Here is a 19,729-nt window from a genome sequence, read left to right as displayed (position 1 = left end):
CAATCATCATGTCCCCGACGGGAACGGGGTTTAATCCGTGGCGCGGTGACACGTCGTTGACAATCCTCTGGCCTTCGCCTGTAAACTGCCGCATCGCCCTCTTCGAATTGGATATCCTCGGTTCTCTGCATTCTGGACCAGTCGCGTAATCGCAAGAACGGTATCCGCGGGCTTCGTTTTACCGAAAATCTGATCTTTATCCGGATAGGCGATAAGGGCTTGTGATCTGGGTGAAGCGGTTTCTCATGGAATCCGATCTCATAGAAGCGACGGCGCAAGGCTGAATAGCGATTGACTGCCCGTCATTTCAATCTGCATAGGAGGAGTACGCCGTGTCCGATCGAGTCGATGTCGCCGTCATTGGGGCGGGTCATGCCGGTTTGAATGCCGTGAAGGAAATCCGCCGTGTCACGGACAGCTATCTCTTGGTCAACGGCGGTAGCCTCGGGACGACGTGTGCGCGGGTTGGCTGCATGCCGTCGAAGGTCGCCATTCACCTGGGCGACATCTACGCCATGCGCAAGCATTTCCAGCGTTACGGCATCGGTGGTGCCGAATCCCTGCGCGTCGACGGGGCAACCGCGCTCGAGCATATCCGCGATCTGCGCGACACCTTCGTGGATCTGGTACTCGCCAATACCACCGACGAGATGGAAGACGAGTTGGTCGATGGCCATGCGCGTTTCATCGATCCGCACACCATCGAAGTCGGCGACAGGACCATCCGCGCGCGCGCCTTCGTGATCGCGACCGGGGCATCGAGCCTTGTGCCGACGGAGTGGCGGGAGTCGTTCGGCGATACCATCCTCACGGTCGAAGATCTCTTCGAGCTGGAGAGCCTGCCCAAGTCACTTGCGGTGATCGGCCTGGGGCCGATCGGCCTGGAGCTTGGGCAGGCCCTGCGGCGTCTCGGGGTCGATGTGGTCGGGTTCGAGTCGGGCACCACCCTGGCCCGTCTGCAAGACCCCATCATCAATCAAGCCGCCGTCGAGATCGTGCGGCGCGAGTTTCCGATCTGGCTCGGCGCGCCGGCGCAGATCGAGCGCGCGGAGGGCGGGGTGCGGGTAAGCGCCGCCGGTCAAGAACATGTGGTGGAGAAGGTGCTGGTCGCGATCGGGCGTCGACCGAACCTGGCGGGTCTGGGACTGGAAGGCATCGGCTGTCTGGTCGACGAGCGCGGTGTGCCGCTCTACGATTCCCGGACGCTGCAGATCGGGCGTCTCCCTATTTTTATCGCGGGCGATGCCACGGGCGGGATCGCGAACCTGCAGATTGCGGCCGAACAGGGCCGGATCGCCGGCTACAACGCCTGTCATGAGACACATCGTCATTACGAGCGCCGCACACCGATGGCGATCGTCTTCAGCGATCCGAACATCGCCTACGTCGGCGTTCCTTGGTCAGAGTTGGATCAGAGTCAGGTCGTCTTTGGCCAACAGCGCTTCGGCCCGGTCGGGCGTGCACTGATCCTCGGCCAGAACCGTGGTTTGCTGCATCTCTACGCAGACCGGCGTACCGGCGTGGTGCTCGGTGGGGCGATGGTCGGACCGCGTTGCGAGCACCTCGCTCACCTGCTCTCCTGGGGTGTCCAACAGCGGATGACCGTCAAGGAGATGTTGCGGATGCCCTTCTACCACCCGGTGATCGAGGAGGCCCTCCAGGATTGTCTCCACGTGCTGGAGAAAAAACTCGACTCGCCGGCCCCCAAGCCGGGGTGGCTCGAGCGCCTCTTTCCCGGCCGCGGACGCGGTGCCGCCGGTGCCGAGGCCAGCGCCTGAGCGCCTCCCGATCGGCCGGTGGGCGGGTCGTCGATCCTCGGGAACTCGGTTTCGGCCTCATCGCGAAGGTCGCGCCCTCACGATTGTGCGTCGCTCGGGGAACACTTCCTCCCGCCAGCCGCGTGCGGAGGTGCGCAGCATCCAGCGGGTCAGGCGCAGATTCAGCCGACACAGAAGAATGGGAGCTTCGGGCTTGCGGGGCGTTACGCGAGCGGGCGTTCGCCGCCGCGACGATAGGCGGTCGCGCAAGCGCACCAGATTAACAACCGTCGTGGTCCAATCTGCCAGGCCCCGTCGTACCCGAGACCACGCGCGCTGGAATGCATGCTCGACCGGAGACCTGGGAGACGTCACCGACACGGCCGGATTCAAGAGGGCATGGACACGCGCTTGGATTGCCGGGGCATCAAGTCTCTCGGCCTCGTAACGGACCACCAGGCTCGCGCAGGCTGGATTCGCCCGGACCGTCAAGATACCGGTTTGTCCACGGAGCGCCGATTCGAGGCGGTCCGCGACACGTCGATCCTGATACAGGGCCGAAATGCGCAACCGCAAGCGCCCGCTCGTCTGATGACACACCTTCATCTCGGTTCCGTCCAGATCGACCCGACTCTGAAAAACACAGACGCGATATTAATAAGAATTATTCTTGATAACAAGTTTCCCGGTGATCGAGTGATCGGGTGATCGGGCCGTCAGCGACGCCGCCGGGTTGCGGGCGTCTTCGCATCACCCGGACACCTCCTTCCACCGCAGGCTGAGCACCGATCCGGCGAGTCCGGCGAGACCCAGCAGGAGGATGGTGCCCTCCACCGAGACGGTCGCCGCCAGTGCCCCGAGCAGGCCGGACACGAGCAGCAGTGCGCCGATGACCGTGTTGCTGACTGCGACATAGTCGGTGCGTTTGTTGCCCTCGGCCATGTCGACCAGATAGGTCTTGCGCCCGAGGCGGACGCCGGCGTGCGCGATACCGAGCCCGAAGAAGGCGATCGGGTAGAACCAGATCGCCGCCGCGCTCGACATCGAGAGCCAGGACCAGAGGGCGACCGCGATCGAGAGGACGGCAGCCAACCCGCAGGCGGCCGCGAAGACCTGTCGACTGGAGCGATCCGACCAGCGGCCCCAGACCGGCGAGCTGACTAGGCCGGCGAGCCCTTCCACGGCGATGAAGATGCCGAGCAGCGAGATGGCCCCGCCGAGGTCGTCGCGGGCCAGTGCCACGTAGAAGGGTGCCGCGAGCCCGGAGCCCATCGCCAGCGCGCGTGCGATCACGAATTTCCGGAAGGGTGCGTCGTCGCGCAGGATCGCGAGCCGGGCGAAGGCCTCGGCCAGCGCGTTGGAGCCGCCCTCGGTCGCGCCGGGGAACTCGACGATACGACTGAATGACCAGGCGGCCAGGAACCAGAGGATGGCCGCGCCCGCCAGCAGCGCGACATAGAGGCCGGTCGATTCCGCCCCATCCTGCACGGCGCCCAGGCCCAGGCCGACACCCATGGCGCCGAGTCCGGCGATGGCGCTGATCCAGCCGGACAAGCGGCCGCGGCGTGTCTTTGGGATGGTCTTGCCCTGTACATCCTTGTAGGCGACCGAACATGCGCCGCGCGCCAGGCTGAAGAGGATCAGGAGTCCGATGACGGCAGCGCCCGCCGTCGCCCCTTCGAGCGCGAAGGCGACCCAGCCGATCACGGCCAGACAGAGGCCCTGGACAACCCCGCCCCAGACCCAGATCCATTTGCGGATGGCCTGTCGCCGGACGATCTCGCCGATCAGGATCTGCGGCAGCATGGAGCCGGATTCGCGGATCGGCACCAGCAGGCTGAGCATCCAGGCCGGTGCGCCGAGCTGCAGGAGCAGCCAGGGCAGGGTGGTCTTGGCGCTGGCCAGACGGTCGGCGATGTTGCTGAGCGTGTTGGCGATCAGGGTGTAGAGGAAGTTGCCCGGTGTCGCGTGACAGGCATCGGCGCTGATCTCTTTGCAGGTGCGCCCCTCGTCGTCCTCGGCGAGGCGCTCGTAGAGGCTTTCCAGCCATTCGGGGTGACGGGTAGGTGTCGTCCGGTTCACTGACATCGGCTCCATCGGCTCGGTCGGGATCGCGTTGCGGCGCATCTTCACTCGGTGTCTCGGGAGCGGCAAGCCCCGTGTCGGCTCGAAAAGGGCATCTCAAGGAAGCACGGGGCCATCAAGGAAAAGGTCACCCTGTTTTCCGTGTCTCCGTGAGAAATATCAGAAACCAATCGGTCGCAAGGTGCCACCGTCGGTGCCTTGCGGAGCAGGGCCTTGGGAGCTACGCTCCCGGCCACCCGTCGCGATCGGGCTCGGCCGTCCGCCGAGAATGCGGGATGCCGAGTGCGCGAGCCCCGGCGGTCTGCGGATTCCTTGACCACATGGGCCTTTCCAGACGAATTGACCCACCGACCCGGAGAAACATCCATGGACATCGAGGTACTCAACGCCGAGCACGGCATCGACGGCATCCTGCGTTTCACCGAAGGCCGCGGCGGCCTGACCATGATCGAGGTCGCCAACGCGCAGGCGACGGCCCTGATCTCGCCCTACGCCGGACAGGTGTTGGCCTATCGACCGGCCGATGCGGCGGATGACCTGCTCTTCGTCAGCGAACGGGCCTATTTCGCCGAGGGCAAGGCGATCAAAGGGGGTATACCGATCTGCTGGCCCTGGTTCGGCGCGGATCCCGAGGCGAAGGGGCGGCCGGCCCACGGGTTCGTGCGGGCCTGGCCCTGGCAAGTGCTCGCCACCGAATCGCTTGCGGACGGCTCGACACGGGTGCAGCTCGGGATCGCCGACGACGCCGATACCCGCGCCATCTGGCCCCAATACTTCAATCTCCTGATCGACATCCATGTGGGCGCGACCCTGTCGGTCGCCTTGAGCACGCTGAATGCCGGCGATCGGCCCTTCAGCATCACCCAAGGTCTGCATGCCTATTTCAAGGTCGGCGACGCCAGCCGGGTTCGGGTCAAGGGGCTGGACGGGTGCCGCTATATCGATAAGGCCGCCGACGGCGGGGATGCCGTGATCCGCCAGGAGGGGCAGGTCGCATTCGATCGCGAGGTCAATCGGATCTACGAGGCTGTGCCTCCGATGCTGACCATCGTCGATCCGACCTTGGATCGGCGCATCCGTATCGAATCCGAGCACAGCCGAACGGCCGTGGTTTGGAACCCCTGGGTCGAAACCGCGAAGGCGATGGACGACCTCGACGATCAGGATTACCGGCGCTTCGTCTGCGTCGAGACGGTCAACACCGCCTCGGAGGTGATCGAGATTCAGCCCGCCGAGACCTATCGTCTCGCGGCGCGTTATGCCATCGAGCCGCTCTGATCGAGCCTCCATGGATCACTTTCGCAATCTCGACCCGGCAACCGAAGCACACTGGAAGACCTGGCTCGACTGGGCCGCAGAGCAGTGCCTCGACGTGCCGGACGCCCCGACCTTCGCCGATGCGCGGGCGCGGGTCTGGGAGGCCAGCGACTATGTTGCGATCTCGGTTGCGCGTCACCCGGAGGTCTTGGCCGACCTGATGACAAGCGGCGAGCTCGATCAGCCTCACGAGCCCGCCGCACTGGCTCGCGGTTTCGAGGCCGCGTTGGCGTCGGTCACGGACGAGCCCGGTCTGCACCAAGCCCTGCGTCGATTTCGCCGGCGCGAGATGGTCCGCATCATCTGGCGCGACATCGCCGGTTGGGCCGAGCTGGCGGAGACTCTCGAACATCTCACGGCCCTGGCCGACCTCTGCATCCAAGGCGCTCTGGATCGCCTCCATGCCTTGACCTGCGCCGAGCTCGGCACGCCGCGCGACGCGACGGGTCGCGCCCTGCAAATGGCCGTTTTGGGTATGGGCAAGCTCGGTGCGCGCGAGCTCAACCTGAGCTCGGATATCGATCTCATCTTTGCCTTCGCCGCCAACGGCGAGACCGACGGTGGTCCCCGCAAGCTCGCCAACGAGCAGTTCTTCACCAAACTCGGCCAACGCTTGGCGCAGGCGCTGGGCAGCCAAACGGTGGACGGTTTCGTCTTTCGCGTCGACACGCGTCTGCGACCCTTCGGCGAGTCCGGTCCGCTGGCCATGAGCTTCAACGCGCTGGAGGACTACTACCAGACGCAAGCGCGCGAGTGGGAACGCTATGCCATGATCAAGGCGCGTGTCGTGGCCGGCGACCCGGACGACGCACGCGAGCTGATGGCGATGCTGCGTCCCTTCGTCTATCGGCGCTATCTCGATTTCGGTGCCATCGAGTCCCTCCGCGATCTGAAGCGGATGATCGCCAAGGAGCTCTATCGCCGCGGCATGGATGCCAACATCAAGCTGGGTCCGGGCGGCATCCGCGAGATCGAGTTCATCGGTCAGGCGTTCCAGCTCATCCGCGGCGGGCACGACGCGGATCTGCAGATCCGCCCCATCCGCGAGGTCCTTGCGCTGCTGGCACACAAGCAATTGATGCCGGAGACCGCCGTGCAGGGACTGGATGACGCCTACTGTTTTCTCCGCCTGGTCGAGAACCGCATCCAGGCGTATCGCGATAAGCAGACCCATCTGTTGCCCGCCGACGCGCCGGGCCAAGCACGTCTGGCACGTTCCATGGGGTTTGCGGATTGGCCCGCCTTCGAAGCGGTCCTCGAGGCGCATCGTCGCCATGTCCAGGGCCAGTTCGACGAGGTGTTCGCAGCGCCCGAGACGGAGGAGGTGCGGCACGACCCGGGTTTAATCGCGCTCTGGCATGGCGAGGGCAATGCGGCCGACGAGGTCTCGGCGCTCGCCGAGGCGGGGTTCGCCGAGCCGGAGGCGATCCAGGCTCGGCTGATCCAGTTTCGCGATTCGATCGCACGCAAGGGGTTGAGTCGGCGTGGTCACGAGCGCTTGGAGCGGCTGGTGCCGATGGTGCTGCGCGAGACCGCCGCGAGCGAGCAGCCCGACATTGCCCTCGAGCGCGTGCTCAAGGTGCTCGAGGCCGTCGCGCGCAGGACCTCCTATCTGGCGATGTTGAGCGAGCATCCGGTGATCCTCTCGCAGCTCGCGCGCCTGGCAAGCATGAGCCCCTGGTTCACCGATCGGATCTCGCGTCATCCGCTGCTCTTGGACGAGATGATCGACACGCGTCGACTCTATGCACCCTTGCGCCGAGCGGACCTGGAGGCCGAGCTCGATGCGCTCTTGCTCTATGTCGATGGCGACGACCTGGAGCAGCAGATGGAGCGTCTGCGCCAATTCGCGCAGGGCAACATGCTGCGTGTCGCCGCGGCCGATCTGACCGAGGTCATCCCGCTCATGGTGGTGAGCGACTATCTCACCGAGATCGCCGAGGTGTCCATCCGTCGCGTCCTGCGATTGGCGTTCGATCATCTGGTGCAGCGGCACGGCCGCCCGACCGAGATCCTCGGGGAGGAGACCGGTTTTCTCGTGCTGGGCTACGGCAAGCTCGGCGGGATCGAGCTGGGCTATGGGTCGGATCTGGATCTCGTCTTCATCCACGGCACCGAGTCGCAAACCGCCATGACCGACGGGGCGAAGGAGATCAGCAACGAGCAGTTCTTCGCACGTCTCGGCCAACGCATCATCCACTTGATGACCACCCAAACCCCCTCGGGCGTCCTCTACGAGATCGACATGCGTCTGCGACCGGACGGGAATCGCGGGTTGCTGGTGCGCTCGTTCGCGGCCTTCGACGCCTATCAGTCGAACGATGCCTGGACCTGGGAGCATCAGGCCCTGATCCGCGCCCGCCCGGTCGCCGGCGATCCGCAGTTGGCTGCGCGTTTCGGCGAGCTGCGGCGCGCGATCATCTGCCGCGCGCGCGAACCCGAGCAGCTGCGTAAGGACGTGCGTGAGATGCGGGCGAAGATGCGCGCGAACCTCGACAAGAGCGGCGGCGGTCGGTTCGATCTCAAGCAAGGCCAGGGCGGTATTGCGGATATCGAGTTTATGGTTCAATACGCGGTCTTACGCTGGGCGTCGGAGCATCCGGCGCTGGCCGACTGGACGGACAACATCCGCTTGCTCGAAACACTCGGACGGCTCGATCTGCTGCCCGGGCGAGCGGCCGAAGACCTGACTGCCGCTTACAAAGCGCTACGTGCGGCCTATCACCGCAGCGCCCTGCAGGAGCAGCCCAAGACGGTCGCGGACGCGGATCTGCTGCCCGAACGCGAGCGCGTTCAGTCCTTGTGGCACGCCTTGATGGACGAACCTGCGTCCTGATGGCGGTCTCTCGAATCGAAACGGGAGCTTGATCCCGATGCAACCGGAGTGAGTCGACGATGGCAACGATGGAAGACCGTGATGGCCTGATCTGGCACAACGGCGAGATGGTGCCCTGGCGGGAGGCCAAAACGCATGTCCTGACTCACACCTTCCATTACGGCATGGGTGTCTTTGAAGGCGTGCGCGCGTACCGCACCGAGCAGGGCCCGGCGATCTTTCGTCTGCGCGACCATACCGATCGCCTTTTCGATTCGGCGCATATCCTCGGCATGAAGGCGCCGTTCGACCGCGAGACCATCGACGAGGCCCAGCGGATCGCCGTGCGCGAGAACAACCTCGACTCGGCCTACATCCGTCCGATGTTTTTCTATGGCCCGGAGGGAATGGGTCTACGTGCCGACAACCTCAAGGTGCATTGCATCGTCGCCGCTTGGGAGTGGGGCTCCTATCTCGGCGAAGAGAATATGACCAAGGGCATTCGGATTCGGGTGTCGTCCTATACGCGGCATCATGTGAACATCACCATGTGTCGCGCCAAGGCCAACGGCAATTACATGAACTCCATGATGGCCTTGCAGGAGGCCCTGCGCGACGGTTACGACGAGGCCCTCCTGCTGGATGCCTCCGGCTACGTGATGGAAGGCAGCGGCGAGAACGTCTTCATCGTGCGCAAGGGTGTGCTCTATACGCCGGACCTGACCTCGGCCCTCGACGGCATCACCCGGCGCACCGTCATGACGCTGGCGCGCGACCTCGGGATCGAGGTGGTCGAGAAGCGAATCACCCGCGACGAGGTCTATATCGCCGACGAGGCATTCTTCACCGGCACCGCCGCCGAGGTGACGCCGATTCGGGAGGTCGATGGACGGGTCATCGGCAACGGCGGGCGCGGTCCGATTACCGAGCGACTCCAGAGCCTCTACTTCGATCTGGTGCACGGACGTCTTCCGGCTTATCCGGAATGGCTCTCGCCGGTTTAAATCGCGTCCGGTTTAAATCGCGTCCGGCGATAGTTCGGCCCGGTATCGGTTGGGTTGATGCCGGACCCCTTTGTCGCCGCCGGAGCTGACGCGACTTAAAGTGAAAGAACGAGAATAGGGGACCTCATCTGGTCTTTGCGGCACGGACCCGCTCAGGTTCGGTGATGTCCTGAAAAGAACGACCACGCTGGAGGGGCGGCTGTAGGGGCGACTTCAGTCGCCCTCTACACGATTTGCAGCCATGCGCATTCGGGATGCTTAATTCCCGGCAATCGATTTATCCGATGGAGACTTTGCCGATGTCCAACGCCGCCGTCGAGACGCCGAGCGAGCATGCGCTGATCGAGGTCAGCCGCAAGGATCTGCCGCTGTCCTGTCCCTTGCCCGGTGCCCCTGTCTGGAACATGCACCCGCGGGTCTATCTGCCGATCGAAGACGAGCCGAGCCATGAGGCGACCTGTCCCTATTGCGGGGCGCGCTATCGGCTTGTCTGAGATGACCAACGCGGCAGAGCTTTGCATTACCCGGCCGGACGACTGGCATCTGCATCTGCGTGACGGGGATGTCCTGGCCGATGCGCTCGCCCATACCGCGCGTTGTTTCGGGCGCGCGATCGTCATGCCCAATCTCAAGCCGCCGGTCGTGGATACCGCCCGGGCGCTGGCTTACCGGGCACGCATTCTGGACGCGCTGCCGCCCGGCAGCGACTTTCAGCCCTTGATGACGCTCTATCTCACGGACGCGACGAGCCCCGCCGAGATCGCCACGGCCAAGGCGAGCGGTCAGGTCTTTGCTTGCAAGCTCTATCCGGCGGGTGCGACCACCAACTCGGAGAACGGGGTTACGGATCTGCTCGGACGCTATCCGGTCTTCGAGGCGATGCAGCGCGCCGGTCTGCTACTCTTGGTCCATGGCGAGGTCACGGACGACCACGTCGACATCTTCGACCGCGAGCAGCGCTTCATCGAGGAGCGCCTGGAGCCGATCGTTCGCGCGTTCCCCGAGCTCAAGGTCGTCTTCGAGCATGTGACGACCGCCGAGGCGGTTGATTTCGTGCGCGACGGGCCGCCGACTCTGGCTGCGACCATCACGCCCCATCACCTGCTCTATAACCGCAACGCCATGCTGGCGGGCGGTATTCGCCCGCATCTGTACTGTCTGCCGATCCTCAAGCGCGAACGTCATCGGCTCGCGCTGGTCTCGGCCGCGACGGGCGGTCATCCGCGATTTTTTCTCGGCACCGACAGCGCGCCGCATGCAATCGAGGGCAAGGAGACCGCCTGTGGCTGTGCCGGGGCCTTCAGCGCGCACGCCGCCGTCGAGATTTATGCCGAGGTGTTCGAGCAGGCGGGTGCCTTGGAGCGTCTGGAGGGATTCGCGAGCCACCGGGGTGCGGATTTCTACGGCCTGCCCCGCAACACCGACACCATTCGTCTGATCCGCGAGCCTTGGACCGTTCCGGCGTCCTATCCCTTCGGCCACGGCCGGGTGGTGCCCTTACGTGCCGGTGAGGCCGTCGCTTGGCGTGTCGTGGATTGAGAGCCGCTGTGGGCGATTTGCCTTTTGCCGATCAACCCGACCCACCGGGGCAGATCGAATCCAATGCGACTCCGGAAAAGATTTAATCCCCTAAACCGCGCCGGCTCCAACAATCGTCGAGTCTGACGGGGCCGACCCCATCCAAAGACATCACATACCGCGCCGGGCGCGGTTTAGTCGAAGTCCACTTCGTCCCAGAAGTCCTCTTCGCCATCGATGGTCGGGGGGTTGCCGTCGTGCACCCGATAGTGACGGCGTTGCAGATAGGCATCGCGCAGCAGGATGTAGGGATCGATCGCCGCGTCCTCGAGGATCTGGCTGGTCGCCAAATAGTTGGCACGCCGGTCGATCGCTCGGAGCGCAATCAGACCCCAGTAGATGTGGTCCCTGTCGACGTCGAAGAGGGGATCGAGGTTGAACAAGGGATCCGTGAAGACGTCGCCGACATCGCCGAAGGCGTCGCGTACGCTGCTCGGTCCCAAGAGCGGCAGCATAATGAAGGCGCCCGAGTCGAGCCCCCAGTAGCCGAGTGTCTGACCGAAATCCTCCTTGTAGCTCGGCAAGCCCACGTTGGTCGCGACGTCGACGAAACCCAGCACGCCGACGGTCGAGTTGATGAAGAGCCGCCCCACATCGCTGCCCGCACGCGACATCTTGAACTGCAGCACGTTGTTGACCACCGAAGTGACGTCGGCGAGATTGCCGAAGAAGTTGGTCACCCCGCGCTCGACCGGATCCGGCGTGATGGCCTTGTAACCTTTCGCGACAGGCTGGAAAAACGCCTTGTCGAAATCGGTATTGAACCGGAAGACGGCCCGATTGAAGGGCTCGAGCGGGTCGCGAGGCTCCGTGATTCGACTCGGCGAAGAGGCACAGCCTGCACCGAGCAGCAGGATGGCCAAGACAGCCAGCCGGGTCAGTTGTCGATGGACACTCAAATCACGGTCCTTCATGCGTAGCAAATCTCTCGCGACACGTTGCGCAAATCCTATCACAGCCCGTGCCTCGCTCGGTCCGTGACGGGGTGCGCCTCAGAAGATGACCGTTACGTTGTGGTCGCGTTTACGCAGCAGCGTGACGACGCCCTGATCGCCGGGAAGATGCAAGGCGCCGATCGCGATGAACCAGCCGCCCTCGGCGAGGAGAGGCGCCATACGCTCGACCATGCGGTGGTTGCGCGAATCGATAACCACCTCTTGGAAGAGTGCGGCGAGACGGGGATCGCTTTCCGCGAGGTGCTGTTCGCTCAGGTTCTGCAGCTCGTCGATATCGCGTTCCACATAAGCGGCGGTCAATGCCTCGAAAATGAGCGGCAGTTGATCGCGCGTGGCCAGGGTCTCGCGCAGGAGATTGATCTGGTCGGTCTCGGAGAGGGTATCGAAGACGGCGAGCTGCTCGGTCATGGTTTCCAGGCCCTCGACCCGTTTGCCGTCCGCGACCGCCCGATGAAAGAGCAGCATATCCAGGAACTCGCCTGTCTCGGAGGGCGGGCTGCTGAGCAGGGTCACGACGGCCCAAGGCTTGAGGTCCTTGAACGCCTCCTCGGGCATCCCGATGCCGACGAGGGCGTCGGCCGTCTCCAGGTAGAGGTCCGCGGGGAGAACATCGCGCAGCAGGCGACCGTCGGTGTAAGCCATGGTGACCATCGCTCGGATGATGGCGGAGGCATCCGGGACCACCTCGAGGGCGATGTTCGGGCTCGCGTCGAAGGCCCGGCGCACCGGTGCGGGCAGCTCCACGACCCGCACGTCCTCGCTGTGGATCGTGCCGAAGAGGTAGCTCGGCGGGGCACCTGTCGGGGGGCGGATCTCGAAGAGGATTCCCCGTGTCGTTGCGGATCCGGCGGGTGCGTCGGCGATCGCCGGTGGATCGGCCCAGGTATAGGCGCTGCCGGCCGCGAGCCAAACGGCGAGCAGGAAGCCGGCAATCATCGTGTGCTGCGCCGGGTGTGGTCGAGTGAAGGATCGGCTCCGGGAGCGTCGGGAACCCCTGTCGCGCCAGGACCGGCCGAGAACCTCGATTCCGGCGACGGGCCGCCGCGATCACTGTGTTTGGCATTCATCCGCGCGCCACTTATGCTGTCGCCATGAACCAAGAACCCAAAATGAGAGAAGGGATCGCCGCGCGCTTTCGGGGCTTTTTGCCGGTGGTGGTCGATGTCGAGACGGCCGGTTTCGACGCCCAGCGACATGCCCTGCTGGAAATCGCCGCCATTATCATCCGAATGCTTCCCGACGGGCGACTCGAGCCGGCTGCGCCGATCGCCTGTCACGTGCTGCCCTTCGTCGGCTCGGAGATCGATCCGAGCGCACTGGCCTTCAATCGGATCGATCCCGACCACCCCTTCCGGGACGCGATTTCCGAATGGGATGCCCTGACACGCATCCTCACGCCGATCCGCAAGGCCGTCAAATCGACCGGGTGCAATCGGGCGATCCTGGTCGGGCACAACGCCCATTTCGACCTCGGTTTCGTGAAGGCGGCCGTCGAGCGGACCGGTTTCAAGCGTAACCCGTTCCACGCCTTCAGCGTCTTCGACACGGTGACCTTGTCCGGCCTGATGTTCGGCCAAACCGTGTTGGCCCGTTCGGCGAAAGAAGCAGGTCTGGGTTGGCAGAGCAGCGAGGCCCACTCGGCGATCTACGACGCCGAGCAGACCGCACGACTCTTTTGCACCGTCGTGAACCGCTGGCGCGAGCTGGACCCGGTGCGGGTTTGGGAAGAGAAAGAACCCAGCTAAACCGCGTCCGGAGCGAGAAGCTCACTTTTGAGTGAGCCCGACGTTGGGTGCATCCACGGTCCTTAGCGGGGACGCGGTTTAGAATGATATATTTTTTTATCTCTTAAACCGCGCCGACTACATCGGCCCTCAAGTCTGCCGGAGCCGAGCCCTTCCAAAAACATCGCATACCGCGATGGGCGCGGTTTAAATCCGCGCAAAGACGATCGGGGAGAGGATCGCGCCGATCCCCTTGTCGACCACTCAAGCCTGCTTGGCAGCCGCCTCTTCCATCATGGTCTTGAGCTGACCGCCCGCGTGCAGCTCCAGCGTGATGTCGCAGCCTCCGACCAGCTCGCCGTCGATGTAGATCTGGGGGAAGGTCGGCCAGTCGGCATAGCGCGGCAGATTCTCGAAGATCTCGGGATCCTGAAGGACGTTCACATACGCAAAGGGAACGCCGCACTCCTGCAGCGCGGCCGATGCCCGCATCGAGAAGCCGCACTGAGGAAACTGTGGTGTCCCCTTCATGTAGATGACGACGGGGTTGGTCTTCACCTGCTCGCCGATTCGCTCCAAAACATCCATCGCTGACCTCTATCTCGTGTTGGGACCGATCCGACAAGGGTCGGGACGGTGAGGGGCTTTTCAAGCTATCCCGAAAGGGGAGTGGTCATGTCCCCGGTCGGATGCTTGCCTTTCCCGGCGTTGTCGAACGTTCAGCCGAGTGTGTCGACGTTGCGCTGCAACCAAAGCTCCAGCAGCGCGAGATGCCACAGTTTGTTGCCCTGGATGCGGGTGTGGTGCATGTCCGGTGCGGCGAGCAGCTGGTCCAGATAGGTCTGCCGGTAGAGACCGCGCTCGCGACCCGCGCGTGATGTCAGGACGTCGCGCATCAGCTCCAGGAAGGGGCCGCGCACATACTTGAGTGCGGGCATCGGGAAGTAGCCCTTGGGTCGGTCGATGACGGCATCCGGGAGGAGTCCGCGGGCCATCGCTTTCAACGGGTATTTTCCACCCTCGCGCAGCTTCAGCTCGGGCGGGCAGCGTGCCGCCAGCTCGACCAAGTGGTGATCCAGAAAGGGCACCCGTGCCTCCAGACCCCAGGCCATCGTCATGTTGTCGACCCGTTTGACCGGGTCGTCGACGATCAGGGTCGTCGCGTCTAGACGCAGGACCGCGTCCAACAGCTCGTCTGCATCGGGATCGGCCAGGCGCTCGGCGATCAGCGCGGAGGTGTGGTCCTCGCCTGCATAGGCGTCGGTGACCATCCGCAGATATTCGTCGTGATCGCGGTCGAAGTAGTGTTTGGCGAAGCGTTCGACCGGCGAGCCCTCGCGCTCGGCGGCGATGCGCGGATACCAGAAATAGCCCCCGAAGACCTCGTCCGCGCCCTGACCCGACTGCACCACCTTGACCTCGCGCGAGACCTGCTCGGCCAAGAGATAGAAGGCCACGGCGTCCTGACCGAACATGGGCTCGGTCATGGCGTCGATCGCCTCGGGCAGACGCTGCAGGACCTGCGCGTTGGGGACCAGGAAGCGATGATGCCGCGTGCCGTAGCGCTCGACGACGAGATCCGAGTATTGGAACTCGCTCCCGGCCTCTTCGGGCGTGTCCTCGAAGCCGACCGAGAAGGTGCGCAGATCCGACACGCCGGCCTCGGCGAGGAGCGCGACGAGCAGGCTTGAATCCAGCCCGCCCGAGAGCAGTACCCCCACCGGCACATCGGCGACCTCGCTGCGTACCTTGACCGCTTGGCGCAACGCGACGTGAATCGCCTCCAACCAGTCCGCCTCGCTCCGGGGCTCGGCCGGGCGCGTGGCGTCCAGACGCCAATAGGTGCCTTCGGTCCGGCCGCCGCGCGCATCGAACCGCAGCCAGTGTCCGGGTGTGAGCTTGCGCACCCCGCGCAGGATGGTGCGCGGCGCGGGGACCACGGCATGCAGTGTGAAGAGATGATGCAGCGCGACCGGGTCGATGGCCGTATCCACCCCGCCGCCGGCCAGAAGCGCCTGTGTGCTGGAGGCAAAACGCAGCGTCCCGCCTTGTTCGGACCAGTAGAGCGGTTTGATCCCGAAGCGGTCGCGCGCGAGAAAGAGCACCTGCTGATTGGCGTCCCAGACGGCGAAGGCGAACATCCCGTGCAGGCGCGCGCAGCAGTCGGTTCCCCAAGCGTGCCACGCCTTGAGGATCACCTCGCTGTCGCCCTCGGAGAAGAAGCGGTAGCCGCGCTCTTCGAGCTCGCGACGCAGCGCCCGGTAGTTGTAGATGGTCCCGTTGAAGACCAGCGCGAGCCCCAGCTCGGCATCGACCATCGGCTGATTGGAGCGCACCGAGAGGTCGATGATGGAGAGCCGTCGATGCCCGAACCCGAGCGCCCCGTCGCTGTAGCTCCCGCCGTGGTCCGGCCCGCGACGCACCAGCTCGCCCATCATGGCCTGGATGGTCTCCAGATCGGCCGGCGCGCCGTCGAATCTCAATTCACCGCAGATACCGCACATCGGACCGCTCCCGTCAGGTCGGAATTGCTTGTCGTCGGTCCCGAATTTGAACCGCAAAGGCACACAGGACGCAAAGAAAGTTATTGTGGCGAGTGATGAGTGGCTAGAAAATAATTAAGCAATGGCTCAGAGACAGGAAAGCCGAAAGCCCGCGCGCATTGAGTCTAGCAAAGGCGAGTCTCCGTACGGGGCTTCGGTCATCCTTTCGCCCATGCCTCTTGGGTTCCCCGACCGGACGCCAGACTTCGGCCGCACGACCGGGTACGCCGACTTCAGTCGGCACCCGGGGAAGCGGACTTCAGTCCGCACCGCAGACACTCATTCGTCCCGCGTCGGTACCGTACCCCAGCCCCCGCCGCCCGGTGTCTCGATGGTCAGGCGATCCCCGCCCTCGACGCGAAGACCGACCTTCGGCGGCAGCTCTTCGCCGTTGAGCCGATTACGACCCGGCAGGGCAGGGCCGCCGCCGGCGATGCCCCAAGGCGCGACCCGGCGCCGCTCGGTCAGAAGCGTCACCTCTGCCGGCGCGAGAAAGGTCAGCTCGCGGATCAAGCCCTCGCCGCCTGCGCGCGCCCCTTGTCCGCCCGACCCGGACCGCAAGGCATACCGAGACACTCGCAGCGGATAGCGTGCCTCCAGCACCTCGATCGGCGTATTGAGCGTGTTGGTCATATGCGTCTGCACGCCCGACCACCCGCCGCCGCTCGCCCCTGCGCCCATGCCGCCGCCGATGGTCTCGTAGTAATCCCAGGCGGCGCCGGTCTCGGCGCTGCCGACCGCCAGGTTGTTCATGCTGCCCTGGCTGGCCGCCGGGATGCGATCCGGGATTGCTCGGGCGAGCGCACCCAGCACGACATCCACCACGCGGCTGCTGGTCTCGACATTGCCCGCGGCCACCGCTGCCGGGCGCCGCGCGTTGAGCAAGCAGCCGAGCGGCGCGGATAGGCTGATCGCGCGGAAGGTTCCGGCGCAGGCGGGCGTCTGAGACGGCATCAGGCAGCGAAAGACATAGAAGACGGCGGCCGCGGCGACCGAGAGCGGGCAATTGATGTTGCCGGCGACCTGCCCCGCGGTGCCCGCGAAATCGACATGGATCCGCTCGGGCGTCACCTCGAGGGTCACCCGGATCGGGATCGCCTCGGTCCCCTGGCCATCGTCGTCCATCAGGTCTTCAAAGCTGTAGTGTCCCGGCGGGATCGCGCCGAGCGCCGAGCGCGCGAGTCGTTCGGCGTAGTCGTCGAGTGCGCGGATTGCCGATACGTAGGCCGAGACGCCAAGACTGTCGACCAGACCCCGCAGTCGGGTCAACCCGGCACGATTTGCACCGATCTGGGCGAAGAAATCGCCGCCCGCATCCTCCGGGTTGCGGGTTGCACCGAGGATTTGTGCCAGCAGAGACCGGTCGATCTCGCCTTGTTCGACCAAACGCACGGGCGGGATGATCAGCCCCTCCTCGTCGAGTGTGCGCGAGACCGGCATCGACCCCGGAACGCTGGCGCCGATGTCGGCATGATGCGCGCGGTTGGCGACGAAGGCGGCCAACCGATTCTCCGCGAAAACCGGCGCCACCAGCGTCACGTCCGGCAAATGGGTCCCGCCGAGGAAGGGATCGTTGAGGACCACCATGTCGCCTTCGGCCCAGTCGAGCGCGCCGACGATGTCCGCCATCGCGTAGGCCATGCTCCCGAGGTGGACCGGGATGTGGGCGGCCTGGGCGCAAAGGTTCCCGTCCCGATCGAAGACCGCGCACGAGAAATCGAGCCGGTCGCGAATGTTCGTCGAGAAGGCCGCTTGGCGCAGAACCACGCCCATCTCCTCGCAGACCGACTCGAGCCGGCTTGCGAAAAGCCCCAGCTCGACGGCATTCATGCTGCCGGAGCCTCCGCCCTCTCGCACGCAGAGGCGCTGCCGCGACCGCGTCGTCTCCCGAAAGTTTCGCATCTCCGGCGCGGGCACCGCAGCCACGGGTTGAGATACCCGAACACGGGCCAACATCTCGGGAGACCGTCGATCACTACAGAATCCAACCTTAGAGGAGGCTTGACCATGGCCCATGAACTCCCGGCGTTACCCTACGAAAAGAATGCACTCGAGCCCGTGATCTCCGCCGAAACTATCGACTACCACTACGGCAAGCATCATCAGACCTACGTCAACAACCTCAACAATCTGATCCCCGGCACCGAGTACGAAGCCATGAGTCTCGAAGAGATCATCATGAAATCCTCGGGCGGATTGTTCAACAACTCAGCCCAGGTCTGGAACCACACCTTCTACTGGAACTGTCTCAGTCCGGACGGCGGCGGCGCCCCGACCGGCGCTCTGTCCGACGCGATCAACGCCAAGTTCGGCTCGTTCGACGAATTCAAGAAGCAGTTCTCGCAGGCCGCCGCCACCAACTTCGGCTCCGGCTGGACCTGGCTGGTCAAGAACGCCGACGGCTCCATCGAGATCTTCAACACCTCCAACGCCGGCACCCCCATGACCGAGGGCAAGACCGCCCTGATGACGGTCGACGTCTGGGAGCATGCCTACTACGTCGACTACCGCAACGCCCGTCCGAAGTACCTCGAAGCGATCTGGGACAAGATCAATTGGGAGTTTGTGGCGGCCAATTACGGGGCTTGATGCGTCATCGTTTCTTCATCATTGTGTCGCGTTTGTCGGCGGCTACGATGAAGAAACAATGTGCTGGAATGGCCCGGTGCAATGCCGGGCCATCGCGTCTTGCGAACCGATTCCGAGTTCGCATAGCGTCTCTCCCCGCCCACTTCGGCTCCGGCAGCCGGTGCGTCGCCTGCGGCCAAATCAGATTGTCCATCCCGTCGTCAGAAAGCGCTTCCGCGCATCCGTATCCAGCACCCGAGAGCAGCTTTCCCAATCTACCTTTTCGACCCGGTGATACCGCAGCTCGAACGGATGCTGCTTGGGAACCGCGTCGATCGTCTGCTTCGCCCGATCGATCTCGCCGAGTGCGATGTCGATCCAGACGTCCTCCAGAATGTCCGGGATCTGTCCGAACAGGTTGGCGATGTTCTCCAACCGCTCCGAGAGAAGCTCGTGGACGCGATCCTCGACGGATCCGGCATAACGCATGTTGTAGACATCCACGGTATCGCGGAGCTGACCGATGCGCTGGATACGGCCTTTGCGTTGCTCCAGACGCGACGGATTCCAGGGCAGGTCCAGATTGATCAGGGTTCCGAGTCGCTGCAGGTTGAGGCCCTCGGAGGCCGCTCGGTGCCGATCAGCACCCGGATCTCGCCGGTGCGCACACGCTCCTTGATCAGCTCACGCGCAGCACCGGTGAAGACGCCTTTGTGCATGATCCCCGAGCGCCTGGCGCCCGCGTAAATGCCGATCGCTTCCTCGGGGATCTCCGCGGAGAGCTGGTTGGCGAGCCAGAGGACCGAATCGAAATACTGGCTGAAGATGATGCAGCCGAGCTCGCGCCAGCCCTGCTCAAGCAGCAGCGAGCGCACGATCCGGTATTTGGGGTCGCGTTCCTGGTTCGCTTCCAGCGCCTTGAGAAAGCGCTGTAAGAGCGCGCGCTCGGCCGACGTCAGGGTGCGCAACTGGCTCAGCGTATCCTCGTCGTCTTCGTCCTCGTCCAGCGTGGCCCACTCGGTCAGGAGCTTCTCCACGGTGCGGCGTCCGGCCTCGATCGTGCTGCCGACGCGGCGCAGCAGGAGGGTGCGAAAGAAACCGGCGTTGGCCTGTTCGGCCAGCAGTCCGCAGACATCATCCGCGACGGCTTCCCATCTGACGCGGGGAAGGAGGACGCGCAGCTTGCCCTCGGGCTCACCCACAGCGAAGGTCGGGGGCATCGCTGCGCTCACCTCGTCCCAGGTGAAATGCTCGGAGATCAGCACGTCCTCGCGGTTGCTCGCCGGGATGGTGACCAGAAAGTGGTGCGTCGATTCGTCGGGGCAGAAGCGCTCGAGCCCGCGTGCGTCGGACCCTGCCCGAACATGCCTTGTTTGCCGTGT

General features: G+C 64.5%; 16 protein-coding genes and 1 pseudogene. 8 read left to right on the top strand and 9 right to left on the bottom strand.

Going from position 1 to position 19,729, the window contains the following annotated elements; all coding sequences use genetic code 11:
• Nucleotides 1-332 precede the first annotated feature (332 nt).
• A complete protein-coding gene (locus tag GPT33_RS09045; protein WP_296807660.1) occupies nt 333-1,778 on the top strand; it encodes a dihydrolipoyl dehydrogenase in 1,446 nt (481 codons plus the stop codon).
• A gap of 57 nt (nt 1,779-1,835) precedes the next feature.
• On the opposite strand, the gene GPT33_RS18890 is transcribed toward GPT33_RS09045, so the two are convergent.
• Together GPT33_RS18890 and GPT33_RS09040 are read right to left on the bottom strand one after the other, a co-directional pair.
• Nucleotides 1,836-2,363 carry an HMA2 domain-containing protein gene (locus tag GPT33_RS18890; RefSeq protein ID WP_363929173.1) on the bottom strand — a complete coding sequence of 176 codons (528 nt, stop codon included), beginning with the start codon at nt 2,361-2,363 and terminating at the stop codon, nt 1,836-1,838.
• Nucleotides 2,364-2,507: 144 nt separating this feature from the next.
• On the bottom strand, nt 2,508-3,839 hold the full coding sequence (locus GPT33_RS09040; RefSeq protein WP_296807657.1) for an MFS transporter: 1,332 nt from the start codon (nt 3,837-3,839) through the stop codon (nt 2,508-2,510).
• A gap of 369 nt (nt 3,840-4,208) precedes the next feature.
• Here GPT33_RS09040 and GPT33_RS09035 point away from each other — a divergent pair, with 369 nt between their 5' ends.
• From GPT33_RS09035 to pyrC, 5 genes are all read left to right on the top strand, one after another.
• Nucleotides 4,209-5,120 carry a D-hexose-6-phosphate mutarotase gene (locus GPT33_RS09035; protein WP_296807655.1) on the top strand — a complete coding sequence of 304 codons (912 nt, stop codon included), beginning with the start codon at nt 4,209-4,211 and terminating at the stop codon, nt 5,118-5,120.
• Between the two features lie 10 nt (nt 5,121-5,130).
• Complete coding sequence (gene glnE / locus GPT33_RS09030) at nt 5,131-7,995, top strand: bifunctional [glutamate--ammonia ligase]-adenylyl-L-tyrosine phosphorylase/[glutamate--ammonia-ligase] adenylyltransferase (protein WP_296807652.1); 2,865 nt, start codon at nt 5,131-5,133, stop codon at nt 7,993-7,995.
• Between the two features lie 59 nt (nt 7,996-8,054).
• A complete protein-coding gene (locus GPT33_RS09025) occupies nt 8,055-8,978 on the top strand; it encodes a branched-chain amino acid transaminase (protein ID WP_296807650.1) in 924 nt (307 codons plus the stop codon).
• A 299-nt stretch (nt 8,979-9,277) separates the two neighbouring features.
• Nucleotides 9,278-9,472 (top strand): zinc-finger domain-containing protein, encoded by a 195-nt coding sequence (locus GPT33_RS09020; protein WP_296807647.1) that lies wholly within the window; start codon nt 9,278-9,280, stop codon nt 9,470-9,472.
• 1 nt (nt 9,473) lies between these two features.
• Nucleotides 9,474-10,517: a dihydroorotase gene (pyrC, locus tag GPT33_RS09015; RefSeq protein ID WP_296807644.1), complete on the top strand. Its 1,044-nt coding sequence runs from the start codon at nt 9,474-9,476 to the stop codon at nt 10,515-10,517.
• 173 nt (nt 10,518-10,690) lie between these two features.
• Here pyrC and GPT33_RS09010 read toward each other — a convergent pair whose 3' ends face one another.
• Entirely contained in the window at nt 10,691-11,470 is a 780-nt protein-coding gene (locus tag GPT33_RS09010; RefSeq protein ID WP_296807642.1) for a VacJ family lipoprotein, read from the bottom strand.
• Nucleotides 11,471-11,548: 78 nt separating this feature from the next.
• Nucleotides 11,549-12,448 carry a TraB/GumN family protein gene (locus tag GPT33_RS09005; protein WP_296807640.1) on the bottom strand — a complete coding sequence of 300 codons (900 nt, stop codon included), beginning with the start codon at nt 12,446-12,448 and terminating at the stop codon, nt 11,549-11,551.
• Between the two features lie 155 nt (nt 12,449-12,603).
• On the opposite strand from GPT33_RS09005, the gene rnt reads away from it, so the two are divergent.
• Nucleotides 12,604-13,257: a ribonuclease T gene (rnt, locus tag GPT33_RS09000; RefSeq protein WP_296807637.1), complete on the top strand. Its 654-nt coding sequence runs from the start codon at nt 12,604-12,606 to the stop codon at nt 13,255-13,257.
• A gap of 243 nt (nt 13,258-13,500) precedes the next feature.
• Here rnt and grxD read toward each other — a convergent pair whose 3' ends face one another.
• The 3 genes from grxD to GPT33_RS08985 form a co-directional block, all read right to left on the bottom strand.
• Entirely contained in the window at nt 13,501-13,824 is a 324-nt protein-coding gene (gene grxD / locus GPT33_RS08995; protein WP_213460406.1) for a Grx4 family monothiol glutaredoxin, read from the bottom strand.
• Nucleotides 13,825-13,955: 131 nt separating this feature from the next.
• Nucleotides 13,956-15,740: an N-acetylglutaminylglutamine amidotransferase gene (locus GPT33_RS08990; protein ID WP_296807631.1), complete on the bottom strand. Its 1,785-nt coding sequence runs from the start codon at nt 15,738-15,740 to the stop codon at nt 13,956-13,958.
• Nucleotides 15,741-16,058: 318 nt separating this feature from the next.
• Entirely contained in the window at nt 16,059-17,609 is a 1,551-nt protein-coding gene (locus GPT33_RS08985; protein ID WP_296807628.1) for a hydantoinase B/oxoprolinase family protein, read from the bottom strand.
• 177 nt (nt 17,610-17,786) lie between these two features.
• Here GPT33_RS08985 and GPT33_RS08980 point away from each other — a divergent pair, with 177 nt between their 5' ends.
• Complete coding sequence (locus tag GPT33_RS08980) at nt 17,787-18,368, top strand: Fe-Mn family superoxide dismutase (protein WP_296807625.1); 582 nt, start codon at nt 17,787-17,789, stop codon at nt 18,366-18,368.
• A 180-nt stretch (nt 18,369-18,548) separates the two neighbouring features.
• Here the strand turns inward: GPT33_RS08980 and GPT33_RS08975 are convergent, their stop codons facing one another.
• The gene (locus tag GPT33_RS08975) at nt 18,549-18,836 is read right to left on the bottom strand and encodes a hypothetical protein (RefSeq protein ID WP_296807622.1); all 288 of its coding nucleotides are present in this window, start codon (nt 18,834-18,836) and stop codon (nt 18,549-18,551) included.
• Between the two features lie 98 nt (nt 18,837-18,934).
• A pseudogene (locus GPT33_RS08970) lies at nt 18,935-19,729 on the bottom strand (DUF3780 domain-containing protein); the annotation flags it as partial.

Source organism: Thiocapsa sp., from assembly GCF_011390875.1.
Classification (GTDB): Bacteria; Pseudomonadota; Gammaproteobacteria; order Chromatiales; family Chromatiaceae; genus Thiocapsa.
Note: the sequence above shows the minus strand (reverse complement) of the source record. Positions and strands in the feature narration are given on the sequence as shown.

Excerpts from the sequence above, each read along its gene's own strand:
- GPT33_RS18890 (WP_363929173.1), bottom strand. The coding sequence starts at position 2,363 with ATGAAGGTGTGTCATCAGACGAGCGGGCGCTTGCGGTTGCGCATTTCG.
- GPT33_RS09035 (WP_296807655.1), top strand. The coding sequence starts at position 4,209 with ATGGACATCGAGGTACTCAACGCCGAGCACGGCATCGACGGCATCCTG.
- glnE (WP_296807652.1), top strand. The coding sequence starts at position 5,131 with ATGGATCACTTTCGCAATCTCGACCCGGCAACCGAAGCACACTGGAAG.
- GPT33_RS09025 (WP_296807650.1), top strand. The coding sequence starts at position 8,055 with ATGGCAACGATGGAAGACCGTGATGGCCTGATCTGGCACAACGGCGAG.
- GPT33_RS09020 (WP_296807647.1), top strand. The coding sequence starts at position 9,278 with ATGTCCAACGCCGCCGTCGAGACGCCGAGCGAGCATGCGCTGATCGAG.
- pyrC (WP_296807644.1), top strand. The coding sequence starts at position 9,474 with ATGACCAACGCGGCAGAGCTTTGCATTACCCGGCCGGACGACTGGCAT.
- GPT33_RS09010 (WP_296807642.1), bottom strand. The coding sequence starts at position 11,470 with ATGAAGGACCGTGATTTGAGTGTCCATCGACAACTGACCCGGCTGGCT.
- GPT33_RS09005 (WP_296807640.1), bottom strand. The coding sequence starts at position 12,448 with ATGATTGCCGGCTTCCTGCTCGCCGTTTGGCTCGCGGCCGGCAGCGCC.
- rnt (WP_296807637.1), top strand. The coding sequence starts at position 12,604 with ATGAACCAAGAACCCAAAATGAGAGAAGGGATCGCCGCGCGCTTTCGG.
- grxD (WP_213460406.1), bottom strand. The coding sequence starts at position 13,824 with ATGGATGTTTTGGAGCGAATCGGCGAGCAGGTGAAGACCAACCCCGTC.
- GPT33_RS08990 (WP_296807631.1), bottom strand. The coding sequence starts at position 15,740 with ATGTGCGGTATCTGCGGTGAATTGAGATTCGACGGCGCGCCGGCCGAT.
- GPT33_RS08985 (WP_296807628.1), bottom strand. The coding sequence starts at position 17,609 with ATGAATGCCGTCGAGCTGGGGCTTTTCGCAAGCCGGCTCGAGTCGGTC.
- GPT33_RS08980 (WP_296807625.1), top strand. The coding sequence starts at position 17,787 with ATGGCCCATGAACTCCCGGCGTTACCCTACGAAAAGAATGCACTCGAG.
- GPT33_RS08975 (WP_296807622.1), bottom strand. The coding sequence starts at position 18,836 with ATGCGTTATGCCGGATCCGTCGAGGATCGCGTCCACGAGCTTCTCTCG.